This is a genomic window from Streptomyces sp. NPDC002076, assembly GCF_053593835.1.
On the sequence record NZ_JBSFDI010000024.1, the window covers coordinates 37,998 to 51,221 of the forward strand.

Below are 13,224 nucleotides of genomic sequence, written 5' to 3' on the forward strand. Positions count from 1 at the left end.
AACGGAAAGGCCCCAGGCCTCAGGGCGTCACTGGCGGTGGTGGTGCGCGCGCAGTCCCGCCAGTGCGGTCAGCACGGTGTCGTTGGCCTTCCGGTTGCCGACGGTGAGCCGCAGTCCCTCGCCGGGGTAGTGACGTGCCTGGACACCGGCGTCGCTGAGTGCCGCCGCGCCCTCGTCGATCGGACCGGGCGCGGCGAGCCAGACGGAATTGGCGTGGCTGGGGGGTACGCACCAGCCGAGGGACACGAGTTCACCCCGGAGCCGTTCGCGTTCGGCGACGATGGTGTCCACGCGTTGGCGCAGCTGGCTCTCGGCCCGCAGTGAGGCCTTCACCGCCGCTGTCGCCACCGCGTTGATCCCGAAGGGCAACTGCTGTCGACGGATCCGCTCCACCAGGCCGGAGGCGCCGAGTGCGTAGCCGACCCGCAGGGCGGCGAGGCCGTAGGCCTTGGAGAAGGTGCGCAGCACCAGCAGGTTGGGGTGTGCGTCCAGGAGCGCGAGGGTATCCGGCAGGCCGGTGTCGCGGGCGAACTCGATGTACGCCTCGTCGAGGAGCACGGTGACGTGGCGCGGGACCTGAGGAAGGAACGCCGCCAGTGCGTCGGCGGTGACGAGACTTCCGGTGGGGTTGTGCGGATTGCACAGCACCACGACGCGGGTGCGGTGGTCCAGCGCCGCGAGCAGGGCGCGCAGATCCTGGTGTCCGTCCGGCGACATGGGCACGGGGACCGGTTGGGCTCCGACCATGGCGGCCAGGAGCGGGTAGGCGTCGAACGTGCGCCAGGCGTAGGCCATGGTGTCGCCGGGCCGGACCACTGCCCGGAGCAACTGGAGGGCCACGCCGACCGATCCGCTGCCGACCGCGACGCGGTCGGAGGGCACCCCGCACCACGCGGCGATCCGCTCGGTGAGGTCGTCGGGGTGGAACTGCGGGTAGCGGTGGGCCTGTGCGACGGCCCGTCGCATGGCCTCGCGTACCGAGGGCAGTGGGGGATAGGGGCTCTCGTTCAGGGCGAGCCGGTGCAGCACGGGGATGTCCATGGCTCAGTCCCGCCCGCCGTGCCAGCGAACGGCTACCGCACCGGCGAAGTCGCCGGCGTGGGCGAATCCCCCGAGCACGATCAGATCGCCGTCCGCCACCTGACGGGAGCTGATCGCGCGGTCCAATGTGACCGGGATCGCCGCTCCGAACAGATTCCCGTATGCGTCGAAGGTGTCCAGGTGCCGTTCGGCCGGCAGTTGCAGCGCCTCTCGCCAGTTCCGCAGGAAGGTGCGGTTGGGCTGGTTGGTGATGAGGGCGTCGATGTCGGTGCTCGCCACGCCGAGCCGCCGGCACAGCTCCGTGACCACCTCGGGGACGAGGCGGTTCCCACGGGCCAGGACCTTGGCGACGCTTGCGTCGGTGAACCCGATCCGCAGCTGGGACGTCCCCGGTTCCCAGTACTTGCGACCGTCGTCGACCGCCACGGTCATGTCGCCGGCGTACGCGCCGATGTGCCGGGTCTCCACGCCGAGGACCGGCGACCGTGCCGACGTGGTCATGTACCCCACACCGCACCCGTCGCCCGGGATCGCCGCCTGGGCGAGTTTGCGCACCTCGGACTGGGTGAACCACTGCCCGGCCGCGCTCTGCGCGTTGCATATCAGCGCGGTCCTCGCGTCGGTGGAGGTGAGGATCTGCCGGGCCAGCTTCACCATGTAAACGAAAGACGCGCAGCCCGCGTTGGCCACGTCGACGAGCCACTCCGGGTTCAGGCCCAGCCGACGCGCCACCTCGGTTCCCGCTCCGACGAACGGCAGGTCCGGCAACTGGCTGTGCACCAACAGCACGTCGACGCCTCGGATCTCCGCCGCGCCGTGCCGTTCGATCAGGGGCTGTACGGCGCGCTCGACCATGTCCGCGTTGGTCTCGTCCCTGGCTACGTGGTGCCGTAACAGCGGGACCTTGAACATGGGGTGGTTGCGGAGCTTGTCCTCGGCTCCGGGGAACTCCGTGTAGAACGCCGCGGGGACCGGCTCGCCGGGCAGATAGCTCGCGACGTCGGTGAGACTGACCGTGGTCACCGCGCCACCGCCCTCGCCGGAGCCGAGCTGACCGGCAGGCCGCTCCGGTGGCGGTGTTCCAGGATGGCCTTCAGGTTGTGCATCTCCACGGTGTGCCCCGCGTAGAAGAGGTCCCAGTAGTCGCCCACCCAGGGCCGGTCCGGGCGGGGAGCCAGGTCGGGATGCGGATTGTCGTCGTAGTAGGGGTGCCGGCAGTTGGTCCAGGTGATCACCGAACCGGGCCTGTCGAGGACCAGCGAGGCCGGGACGACCCGCATCAGGTAGATCATCCACAGCTTCTCGCCCTGGTCCCAGGAGCAGTGGTAGTCGACGGTCATGGCCTCGGGGTTCGCGACCACCTTGCAGTAGATCCTGGTGTCGTCCTCCAGCCGGTCGTGACCGACCCACAGCCCCGGTGTGCGGGTGGGCGCGAAGCCCCGCAGACTGCAGGTCCACTCCTCCAGGTGGTGCCCCTGGCGCAGGTAGTCGTAGGCCTGCTCCGGGGGGCAGTCGACGTACTCGTGGATGGTGCAGTACTGCCCGTAGACCTGATGGTGGGGGTAGACCGCGTGGGTCAACTCCATGCAGTGGGCCGTCAGTTCCTCCTTGTCGGCGTTCTCGATCCGGACCAGGCCGGGGATGTCAGCCAACGTGGACGACTCCTCGCTCATCTGAACGCTCCTTGCTGTCGGTGGCTTCGGTGAAGGACTGGAAGGGAAGGAACGGGGGGATCTCCCGTGGGTCGCAGGCCACCGCGACGAACGCCGGGCCGCCGCCCGCGTTGCTGCGCAGCAGTGCCGTCCGCAGGTGCGCCGCGTCGGCGGCACCCGTGGCCTCCAGGGACGGGAAGGCGGCGGCCACTCCCGCGGCGAGGTCGCTCCGGGCGAACAGGTCGTCGCTGCGGACGCCGCCCTGGAGGAACTCCTCCCGCAGCGCGCACATGGCGTGGGCGTTGTTGTTGAAGATCACGAACGTCACGGGTGCGCCGTACTCCACGGCGGTGTGCACTTCCATCCCGTGCATGAAGAAGGCCCCGTCGCCGGCGAGGACGTAGGTGCGCCGGCCGGTGGCGAGCGCGGCGCCGATGCCGGCGCCGAAGGTGTAGCCCATGCCGCCCATGCCGACCGCCACCACGAACCGGCCGTGGCGCGGTGCCGGGAGGAGATGGATCGCGCTGGCACCCGCGTTGCCGGCGTCCACGAAGACGTGTGCGTCCTGAGGGAGTGCCGCCTCCACCGCGGCGACCGCCTGGGCGTGGGGCACGGTGTGCTCCCGGGCCTGGACGAGCGGACCCGGCGTGGGTGCGGGAAGGGGGCCGGCGTGCGGCGGGCAGGGGCGCGGCCGCGACGGCATTCGGAGGGTCACCGCGCGCAGCGCGTCCCGCAGGTTCCCACCCAGGGCGGTGCCTGCCACGAAGGGTGGTTCGGGGCCGAGGGACACGACTTCGGTGGTGGCGAGGGCCCGGTCGAGGCCGCCGCGTGCCAGGAGCGGCAGCCGGGTACCGACCAGCAGGCACAGGTCGGCCCGGCGCAGACAGTCCTCGACATTGGCGTGGCCCATCACCCCCGCCACGCCTGCGAACCGTGGATCACGGTTGTCGAAGACGTCCTTGGCGTCCGGGGTGACCGCCACCCATGCCCCGAGGCATCGGGCCAGTTCGGCCAGATCCCCACGCGCGTCGGCGGCGGCAACATCCTCCCCGGCGATGACGAGGACGCGACCGGCCCCGCGAAGGGCGTCCGAAACGGCCCTGACGGCAGCGGTGTCGAGCCGTGCCGCGGATGCCGTCGCGGGACCGCCCGGTGTCGCGGGCGTGTCGCGGACGGGCACCTGGATCCGCGCCTGCTGCACGTCCTTGGGCAGCAACAGCACGGCCGGCCCGCGGGGATCGGCCTGTGCCGCCGCGACTGCCCGGGGCAGCAACTCCGTGAGCGAGTCCGGGTCATCGACCCGGGCGCAGAACCGGGAGACGGGCGCGAAGACCTCGGTTGCGTCGAAGGAGCCCGCCTTGCCGCTGGAGTCCTGGAAGGCCCCGTGCCCTTCCTGGCCGGTCGGCGGCTGGCCCACCAAAGCCAGCACGGGCACCCGGGAGGCATACGCCTCGGCCAGACCCGGTACGAGATTCATCGCCCCACCGCCCGAGGTGGCGGCAACGACGCCGAGGCGCCTGGTGGTACGTGCGTAGCCATCGGCCATGGTGACAGCGGAGAACTCGTGTTTCGCGACGACGCCGCGGATGGTGCCGCCGCGGTGCACCGCGTCAAACAGGTCCTCGATGTTCGCGCCGCCGACACCGAACATGTGGGTGACGCCGGCCGTGGCGAGTTCCCCGGCCAGGTGGTCGACCACGCGTACCGTTTCCGCCTCGCGTAATTCCGAGGTCGTGGGGGTCATGCGGGGCTCCCCTCCCGCTCGTGGTTCCGTTCGATGAGGCCGGCTGGCGAGACGACCTGAAAGCGGTGCCGGTATTCCTTGGGGGTGAGCCCCAGGGTTCGTCCGAAGGAGCGGAAGAACGTCTCCGTAGTGGCGAATCCGCAGCGGCCGGCTATCTGGCTGGTCGTCAGGTCTGTGGTCTCCAGTAGTTCGCGCGCGCGGGCGATACGCGTCCGCTCGACGTACTGGCCGGGTGTCGTGCCCACCTCGCGCCGGAAGACCCGGGCGAAGTTGCGCTGACTCATGTTGGCCTGCCGCGCGATGTCGGCCACGGGCAGCGGACTGTCCAGGTGCTCCAGGATCCACTCCTGTGCCGCCCGGATCGGCGGATGGTCGGCCAACTGGGCGTCGAGGACGGCGCTGTACTGGGACTGTCCTCCATGTCGCTTGAGGAACAGCACCAGAAACCGTGCCGTCTCCAGAGCGAGCGCCGATCCGTGATCGGCCTCCACCAGAGCCAGCGCCATGTCGATGCCCGTCGACACGCCCGCGGAGGTCACGAAGGGGCCGTCCCAGACGAAGATCGGCTCGGCGTCCACCGTCACATCCGGATAGCGGCACGCCATCGCCTCGCTGTACGCCCAGTGCGTGGTGGCGCGCCTGCCGTCGAGGAGGCCCGCCTCGGCCAGCAGAAAGGAACCGCCGCATACGGAGGCGACCCGGCGCGAGCGGGCCGCTGCCTTGCCGATCCAGGACACGAGCGACTGGTCCCGCAGCGCCTCGTTGAGACTCCATCCGCCCGGCACGAGGAGCGTGTCGATCGGGCCCTGTCCCGCCTCCAGCGGCGAGGCCTCCACCACCACCCCCGAACTCATGCGTACCAGTGGTGCGTCGGCGGAGATGAACTCGGTCCGGTAGGGGGTGCCCGAAGCGCCCAGGAGCCGGTTCGCCGTATCGAACACTTCAATCGGTCCGGTGATGTCCAGGGCCATCGCGCCCGCGTACACCACGACAACAACTCGTCGATCCAACACAGTCACAGCCTGTATCGGATGCCGTACTGGCTGCAATGACAGATTAGTGACGTATCCGGCCAACAAGCGGCGTCGCACGGGTACGCGGGGCGCTGGTGAGGCAGTTCGCGCGCCGAGTGGGCGGCGATGGGTGAGGCAGCTCACAGGACGCCGGCGCGGCTGCGCCGCTGTCGCCGGGCGTCCGCCGGGCACACCATCCGGAACGGACTCTGCGCGACGTCCTCGTCCTGCGGACCGGGGCCGGGTTACCGGTGGTCCATCAAGGACCTGACGGAGACGCCGCTCACCTCTCCTTCATGGTCACTCCGGTTGCGGATTCTTGCCACCTGAGTCATGGAGACGGGAACACGCGCCGGTCGCCAGGTTGCACGGTCTGGTCGCACCGGCTGAAACTGGTGGTCAGAGGCTTCCGTGCCCTCCCGGGGCGCGCTCACCCGGGTGATGGTGAGCGAGGCGATCAAGGTGGTTTCTCGTCCGGAATTGCGATTGCTGGGCCATTTCCGGCTGGAATGCGATGCCGAACCCGTCGAACTGTGCCGCAATGGCCAGCGCCTGCTGGCGTTCGTCGCGCTGCGGCGGCGCGTCTCCCGTTCGGTCCTTGCCGGAACGCTGTGGCCCGAGGTCACCGAAAACCACGCCCGGGGCAGCCTGCGCACCACCTTGTGGAAGCTTCCGCACTGTGATCAGCCGCTGATCCGGTGCAGCGGGGACTCGCTCGTGCCGGCCTCGACCCTGCGCGTCGACGTGCATGCCTTCACCGAGACGGCACTCCGTGTCGTACAGGGCGGCAGCCCTCCGCCCCCCACGCAGTTCCCCCCGGGGCTGCTGGGCGGAGAAGACCTGCTGCCGGGCTGGGACGAGGAGTGGGTCCTGCTGGAGCGCGAACGCCTGCGGCAGCTGCGGCTGCACGCCCTCGATGCGCTGGCCGAGACGCTCGTACGAGAGGGGAAGCCGGCGCTCGCGCTCGAGGCGGCGTGGGAGAGCGTGCGTACGGAACCGCTGCGGGAGAGCGCGAACCGCGCCGCCGTGTCCGCACATCTCGCCGAGGGCAACGTCAGCGAGGCGGTCCGTCACTATCACTCGTTCCGGCGGTTGCTCCGGGAGGAGCTGGGAGTGGAGCCTTCCCCTCAGTTCGCGCACCTGTTGGCCCGCCACGGGGTCGCCGTCTTCCCAGGTGGGTGACGTCAGCGTGACGCCGGGCTGACGGTGCGTCCGTAGCGTCGAGCGGGACATTCCCGGACGCCCTCACCTCACCACCGAGCCCGACTCCGGGACGCCCGGCCAGTCTGGCCCAGCGGCGCCCGTCACCCTCTGGAGGACCGCATGGCACCGGCCTCAAGGCTGCCGATCATCTACGTACGCGGATACGCCGGCAGCACCGCCGGTATCGACAAGGCGGTGACAGATCCGTTCTACGGCTTCAACCAAGGTTCCACACACATCCGTATCGGACCGGACGACAAGCCGTGCTTCTACGAGTTCGAGAGCCCCTTGCTCCGGCTGCACCTGGACGAGGGCTACCGGATCCTGGTCGACGGCGGCCAGGAACTCTACCTGTCCACCCACGACACGATTCCGCCGGACAGCATCTGGATCCACCGCTTCTACGACACGTCCGCTACCACCTGGGGCGGCAGGCCTGAGGACTTCCGGCTGGAGACGGCCGCGGAGGACCTGCTGACACTGATCGAGACGATCAAGGAGAAGTCCGGGGCACCGTGTGTCCACCTGGTCGCCCACTCCATGGGGGGTCTGGTGTGCCGCTGCCTCATCCAGAAGATCCTCCCGGACATGAACCGCGATCCGGCCGAGTACGTCGGCAAGCTCTTCACCTACGGCACCCCGCACGGCGGCATCGCGTTCGACGTCGGCTTCGGCGTGCTGGAAAAGCTGCGTGACATCACCGGCATCAACGGCGCGGAGATCTTCGGACCCCAGCGGATGTACGAGTACCTGACACCCAAGTCACTCGCCGACCAGGACGGTCCGCCGGGGAACTGGGACGCCCGCGCGATGCCCCAGGACCGGCCGTTCGCCTTCCCCCTCAACCGTGTCTTCTGTCTGATCGGAACCGACCCGACCGACTACGACGTGGCGCGCGGCCTCTCGGCCGCCACGGTCGGCCCCCGCAGCGACGGCCTCGTGCAGATCGACAACGCCTATGTCCCCGGCGCGTACCAGGCCTATGTGCACCGCAGCCACAGCGGGCCCTATGGGCTCGTCAACTCCGAGGAGGGTTACCAGAACCTGCGGCGATTCCTGTTCGGGGACCGCAAGGTGGAGGCCGCTCTCGTCGGCACCCGGCTGCCGCAGCGGCCGGACACCACCTGGCAGGCCGAGGTGCTGCTGTCGGTGCGCGGCCTGCAGATCGTCACCTATGAGCGGACCAGTGCCCAGTGGTGTCCGATCGAATTGCCGGACAGCGAGGCGGCCGTACCGCTCGTGACCACCTTCCTGAGCAGCGGCCTGCGCGCGGACGACGCGGGCGCCATGCGGTACGCGCTGCATCTGCGGATCCTGTCACTGCAGCGCCGTGACTCTCTGCTGAGCTTCACGGACCATCTGGAACAGACCGCGGACTTCGACGACATCCTCGTCGTCGACGTCGGCACCGACCCGGCCGGCGCGCCCGCTCTCTCGGCCACCTGGAACTCCGCCATCACCGGTTCGATCAGCGCATACCGGCCCGACCTCCGTGCCCTTGAGGAAGAGGACCTCTCTCGCGGCGTCTGGGTCCGCGATGTCGATCTGCCCGTCACCGCCGCCCCGATCCTCGGTCAGGACGCGAGGATCAGGCTCATGGTGACCCCCTGGGACTGAGCCGGTTACCAGATCACCTCAGGAGGTGATCACGTGAAGATTCCTCCCAATGCCTCCAACAACTCGCGTCAGCGCGCGCAACGGATACTGGCGAGAAACAGAAGGTCGCGGGTGTGCCTGGTCTTGAGCCTGCTGGTCCTCCTGGCGACGACCACGCTGCTGGGCTACTTCGGCGTCGAGGACGTCGACTCCGCGCTGAACTTCCCCGGCCGCATGACCGGTGCTGCGCTCATCGTGGCGGCCATCGTCACGTTCCTGGGTGCTGCCGCCGTCCTGGACCACTGGATATGGCATAGCTTCCCCTACTCCGGGCCTGTGGCGTTGGGCGGTACCTTCGTGGCCCTCTTGAGTAACGTCCTGCTCCTGACCGGAATAGTGAAGAACGGCGATTCCAGGTTCTACCTCGCGGTGTTCTGCGCGCTCACGGCGGGATCGTTGGGGGCTGTCCACGCCGTGTGGCGGACGTCGGTCGTGATCCCGGCTCCGAAGCGGGTGGCCGCGGCACTGGTCGTCACCTCTGTCATCGCGGTCGGTAATTTCGGCTACCAGAACCTCTACATGCCGTCCCAGCGCGAGGCGGAGCCTACTATCAAGCTGACCACAGGGACTCCGGTGACGAGCAGGGACCACAAGGAATTCTCCCTACCGGTCGACATCACGATGGAAAACCACAGCGATGTGGCCTTCTACATACTCGGCGACATATTCCACGCCATGGCGGAACGGGTGCCGCTGAGCCAGAAGGACCGGCTTCGCCAGCAGTGGCGCACCGATTCCGGGCAGTGGCAGTTTTTCGAAGGTGCCAATCCCCTCTCCCGCCGCGAGATCCACCATCCCGGTCAATTGGTGGAGGCGCAACCATGGATGCCCTATGCACGGTGGATCGACCCCGGCGACACCTTCTCCGCCCGCATGGTCCTGCAACTTCCCATGGGCACGCCGTACGACCAGGTGACCTTCTACGCCAGCGCGAGCCTCGCACGCAAGGACCGAATGAACGTGGAAAACTTGCACTTCAAGGGGAACTCCTGGCAGCGCGGATCCAACGTGCCTGCTTGGGTAAGTCAGCGCAAGGAATGGGACTGGGACTCACTCGTTTTTGAGGGGAAAATAGATGAAAGCAATGCGATCGACGAGCACACGATGGACCGCCGGACCTTGACCGTGTACTGGCGCTTCGGCACGCACGGTGCAGACATACAGGAAACCATCACCTCGCCCAACGGCACGAACGCATCCCAAACGGAGACGCAAAACCGGTACGGCATTCGCGACGTCGAAGCGGGCCCGGTCGAACGAACGCTCTGGGACATCAAGGGCCGGCGATGACCGGGCAGTCCAGCCGCTCCAGCCATACCACCAACGCGAGCGAGCTGTTCAGGCGATCCCAGGAGTATGAGTCCCCGATGCCGAGCTGAGCCTCTCTGATCGCCTGGCACAGCATGTCGATGTCGAACATCTCCGCCGTGAGCGGATGCCGTGCGGAGCGGCAGAGGTCGACGAGTTCCTCGCCGTGGGCGCGGAGGCCGCGGACGTACAGCTGGTTGAAGGGGACCTTGACCTTTCGGCCGCGTATCCGGGACGGGAGCAGGTCCGCCATGGCCTCGCGCAGAACGGCCTTCGGGCGGCCCGGCAGAAGCGTGGCTTCGGCGGGGAGACGGCGCATCGTGGCGACAACCCCCGGGTCGAGGAAGGGGTGGGAGAGGAAGAAGCCGTCCTGTGGCGCGCGCTGCCAGGACAGGATGTCGGGAGCAGCGAGGTAGTTCGCCGCCACGTAGAGCGCCCGTTCCGGCTTGCGCCCGAACAGGAAGCGGCTCTCCGCGCGGCTCGCCTTGCGGTAGCCGTGGGCATGCGCGAATCCGGGTCGCAGCCAAGGGGGACGGGTGAAGGTGCCAAGGCCCCCGAGGACCGTTCCGTGGCAGGTGAGTGCCCTGACCCGTTCGGTCGCCAGCGGAAGTGCCGGCTGCACGACGTACGTGTGGACGACGTCCCGCAGGCCCCGTTCGCTGCCCGCTGCCCAGGCACGCGCCTGCGTCGTCAGCTCCCGGAACTGGCCGGTGCGCGCCAGCCGATGCAGATGAAGCGGGTTGGCGTCCACGATGGGGTCGGCTCCGCAGCCGGTCAGGAGGGTGTCGCAGCCCAGGTCCGCCGCCGCGGCGTGCAGCCTGCTCCAGAACGGGGCGCGGAAGGCGTGGGCATGGGGCTCGTCCGAGTCTCCCGCGTGCTGCTGGAAGTCGTCGAAGTCGGCGACGTCGTCGGCGTCGACGATCACCGGGCGGGCTGTGGGCGCGTGCCGGCGGATCGCGTCCATCGCCTCGTCCAGGTAGGGCTGCTCCGCGGCCAGTTCTCCGTCACCGAAGCGCCCGGCGAGCAGGACGAGTTCGGTGAGGAGCCCCTGTTCAGTGCCGAGCAGGTGTGCCGCGAGCAACGCGACGCTGGTGGAGTCGGTGCCGCCGGAGACATGGCACGCCGGCGTCCTGCCGGCGCGGCGCCCGACGGCGTTCTCCAGTGCCCGTCGCAGCCCCTGCGCGGCCCGGCCGGGGCGGAGTCCGTCTGCCGCCGACGCCGGCGGGTCGTCGGCCCAACAGGTGGTGTGCCGCATACGACCGTGTAGCTGCCCGGTGATCGAGAGCTCCACCACCTCGCCGCCGAGGACCCGGTGCACACCGGTGAACGGGGTGAGCGTGGAGTGCTGTTGCGCCAGGTTCCCGGTCAGATACCGGCAGAAGTAGCGGCGGTCCAGCTCTGCGCCTGCGCCCAGGCAGCGCGCCGATGTACTCACCGCGCTCACGCGGCCACCGGACTCCCTGAAGAACAGCGGGATACGTGCCTGTTCGTCCCGCACGAGAAAGATGCGGTCGCGGCACACCACCACGGCCGCGTAGTCGCCGGGCGGTGGACGCGGTGCGGGTCCCGGTCCGTGGAAGTCGTCGAGGAGGCGGCGTACGCCGTCCACGCGGTCGTGGTAGGAGCCGATCCAGCCGGCAACGGCCGCAGTTCCGGCCGTCGAGGACACAGTGGTCACGAGTCCCTGCCGTGTCATGGCCTCTGACGTCCAGAGCTTCGGTGTGCCCTCGACCCACGCGAGGCGGAGCGCTTCCACCTCACTGTCCTCCGCAGCAGATCGACAGCACCGGTGTGAAGGCGTGTCCTTGGGGATCGGCGTCAGGGATGCACAGGCCGGCCGAGGACGTCCAGGCGTGCATGGCGAACGGATGCTCGCGCACCCCGACGTGGAGCACGGCCTTCAGGCCGCGTCGCCGCAGCAGCACGAAAGCCGTCACGGCCTCGGACTTGCAGTCGTCGTTGACGAACCAGCTTCTGCGGCTGTGCTCCTGCACCGCCCGTTTCAGTCGTGCCACGTCCTCTGTGGAGGGGAGGTCGGCGCGGGCGTACTCGGGGGCCGCCAAGGACAGGAGGCGAAGCACGCGCCCGAACCCCAGGGTCCGGATCAGCAGGTGCACGGCACGCAGCCAGAGTCCCGCCTCGGTGTCGGTAAGGTCTTTTCGGCGGGTTCTCGCACATCCCGCGCGGACGAGAGCGACGGCAAATTCGGCGCGATCCACGCGGCTTCCATCGGTGATCCTCTGAAGGTCTGCCGTGGTCATTCCGAGAAAACGTGTCCGCCGCCAGTCGGCTATCAGCGCTCCGCCGGACATCCTGGTGACACGACAGTGCGGTGACAGAATCTCCGCCATGGCTGCCAGCGCATCGGTCTCCTCTGCCACCGCACTTCCTCCGGGACTTCCGCTCTGGACTGTCAGGCCTGGTATCCGTGCCCGTCGTACATGCCGCCACTGAAGCCCCGGATCAGGCGGCCGTTGCCGAGCAGGATCAGCCCGTGAGACGTTCGCCGCCGCAGAAATCGGAGAAACATCGCCTACCTCCAGGAACGGGCAGGGGTCAAGCAACTCCAGGTTACTCTGCCCCGAATTGCTCGCAACCGGGGGCTTTTTCCGTCGCACACGCGCATGTCCGCGGTGCGATATGGCGACACAGGGTGTCCGGATTGGCTTCTAGCGTCATGCTGGAAACCGCCGAAAGGACACTGGGCCATGCATATCGCAGTCACGACACCCACCGGGAACGTCGGACGGCATGTCGTCGCCATGCTCTTGCGCGCAGGAGTCCGTCCACGGGTACTGGTCCGCGATCCCGGCCGGCTCGATCCCGACATCCGCCGCGAGGTGGATGCGGTGGCAGTGGACCAGCGTGACCCGGACGCCGTCGTCGCCGCGACCGCCGGGGTCGACGCCCTGTTCTGGGTGGATCCCCCGACGACCGGTGAAGATCCGCTGGGAGACTACGCGTTGGCCACGGCGAGCGTGGTGCGCGCCGTCGATTCCAACGGCGTCGAGCGGACGGTCTTCCAGAGCAGCGTCGGCGCCGAAAAGCGCCACGGAGCCGGCGAGATCGACGGGCTCGCGGCAACCGAGCTCGCCCTCGATAACCTCCGTGCCACGGTCACGCACCTGCGCTGCGGCTACTTCTTCACCAACCTGGAGCTCCAGCTCGATGCCGTACGGGCCGGCGTCATTCCCGTGATCCTGCCCTTGGACCAGCCTCTTGCCTGGGTCGCGCCGCGTGACATCGCGGAGGTCGCCACGACACGGCTGCTGTCGACCGACTGGTCCGGACGCTGTGTCCAGGCCGTGCACGGCCCGGCCGACCTCACCTGGCCGCAGGCCGCCGAGATCGTGTCCGCCGCCATCGGTCGCCCGTTGCGCGCGGAGTGCGTCAGCGACGACGCGATGCGGAACCTGCTGCGCGCATCCGGGATGACCGACGGCCTGGTCGAAGCGGTCATCGGGATGTCGACCGGACTTCGGCACGGCTTCGTCCCGGAACAGCCTCGAACTCCGCACACCACCACGCCCACCACTCTGGCGGCGTGGGCCTACGAGGTCCTCCGTCCCCAGCTGTGACAACTGGATCCGCAAACGGTGACGAGCGG

General features: G+C 68.9%; 11 protein-coding genes. 4 read left to right on the forward strand and 7 right to left on the reverse strand.

Annotated features, from left to right (window positions below; translation table 11 throughout):
• Nucleotides 1-27: 27 nt before the first annotated feature.
• The 5 genes from ACWCQS_RS36760 to ACWCQS_RS36780 are packed head-to-tail and all read right to left on the reverse strand — an operon-like array spanning nucleotide 28 to nucleotide 5,450.
• Nucleotides 28-1,041 (reverse strand): histidinol-phosphate transaminase, encoded by a 1,014-nt coding sequence (locus tag ACWCQS_RS36760; RefSeq protein WP_451008501.1) that lies wholly within the window; start codon nucleotides 1,039-1,041, stop codon nucleotides 28-30.
• 3 nt (nucleotides 1,042-1,044) lie between these two features.
• The gene (locus tag ACWCQS_RS36765) at nucleotides 1,045-2,064 is read right to left on the reverse strand and encodes a 3-oxoacyl-ACP synthase III family protein (protein WP_451008502.1); all 1,020 of its coding nucleotides are present in this window, start codon (nucleotides 2,062-2,064) and stop codon (nucleotides 1,045-1,047) included.
• A complete protein-coding gene (locus ACWCQS_RS36770) occupies nucleotides 2,061-2,714 on the reverse strand; it encodes an SRPBCC family protein (protein WP_451008503.1) in 654 nt (217 codons plus the stop codon). Before ACWCQS_RS36770 ends, ACWCQS_RS36765 begins: the two co-directional genes overlap by 4 nt.
• Nucleotides 2,686-4,437 carry a thiamine pyrophosphate-binding protein gene (locus tag ACWCQS_RS36775; RefSeq protein ID WP_451008504.1) on the reverse strand — a complete coding sequence of 584 codons (1,752 nt, stop codon included), beginning with the start codon at nucleotides 4,435-4,437 and terminating at the stop codon, nucleotides 2,686-2,688. Before ACWCQS_RS36775 ends, ACWCQS_RS36770 begins: the two co-directional genes overlap by 29 nt.
• Nucleotides 4,434-5,450: a GlxA family transcriptional regulator gene (locus ACWCQS_RS36780; protein ID WP_451008505.1), complete on the reverse strand. Its 1,017-nt coding sequence runs from the start codon at nucleotides 5,448-5,450 to the stop codon at nucleotides 4,434-4,436. Before ACWCQS_RS36780 ends, ACWCQS_RS36775 begins: the two co-directional genes overlap by 4 nt.
• 441 nt (nucleotides 5,451-5,891) lie before the next feature.
• Between ACWCQS_RS36780 and ACWCQS_RS36785 the strand changes: the two genes are divergently transcribed.
• From ACWCQS_RS36785 to ACWCQS_RS36795, 3 genes are all read left to right on the forward strand, one after another.
• Entirely contained in the window at nucleotides 5,892-6,632 is a 741-nt protein-coding gene (locus ACWCQS_RS36785) for an AfsR/SARP family transcriptional regulator (protein WP_451008593.1), read from the forward strand.
• A 141-nt stretch (nucleotides 6,633-6,773) separates the two neighbouring features.
• Entirely contained in the window at nucleotides 6,774-8,270 is a 1,497-nt protein-coding gene (locus ACWCQS_RS36790; protein ID WP_451008506.1) for a hypothetical protein, read from the forward strand.
• 33 nt (nucleotides 8,271-8,303) lie between these two features.
• Nucleotides 8,304-9,599 (forward strand): hypothetical protein, encoded by a 1,296-nt coding sequence (locus ACWCQS_RS36795; RefSeq protein WP_451008507.1) that lies wholly within the window; start codon nucleotides 8,304-8,306, stop codon nucleotides 9,597-9,599.
• On the opposite strand, the gene ACWCQS_RS36800 is transcribed toward ACWCQS_RS36795, so the two are convergent.
• Nucleotides 9,583-11,295 carry an asparagine synthase-related protein gene (locus tag ACWCQS_RS36800; protein ID WP_451008508.1) on the reverse strand — a complete coding sequence of 571 codons (1,713 nt, stop codon included), beginning with the start codon at nucleotides 11,293-11,295 and terminating at the stop codon, nucleotides 9,583-9,585. The genes ACWCQS_RS36795 and ACWCQS_RS36800 overlap by 17 nt on opposite strands.
• Before the next feature lie 79 nt (nucleotides 11,296-11,374).
• Complete coding sequence (locus ACWCQS_RS36805) at nucleotides 11,375-11,998, reverse strand: lasso peptide biosynthesis B2 protein (RefSeq protein ID WP_451008509.1); 624 nt, start codon at nucleotides 11,996-11,998, stop codon at nucleotides 11,375-11,377.
• Nucleotides 11,999-12,325: 327 nt separating this feature from the next.
• On the opposite strand from ACWCQS_RS36805, the gene ACWCQS_RS36810 reads away from it, so the two are divergent.
• Nucleotides 12,326-13,195, forward strand: a complete 870-nt coding sequence (locus tag ACWCQS_RS36810; protein ID WP_451008510.1) for an NAD(P)H-binding protein — start codon at nucleotides 12,326-12,328, stop codon at nucleotides 13,193-13,195.
• The last annotated feature ends 29 nt before the right edge of the window (nucleotides 13,196-13,224 follow it).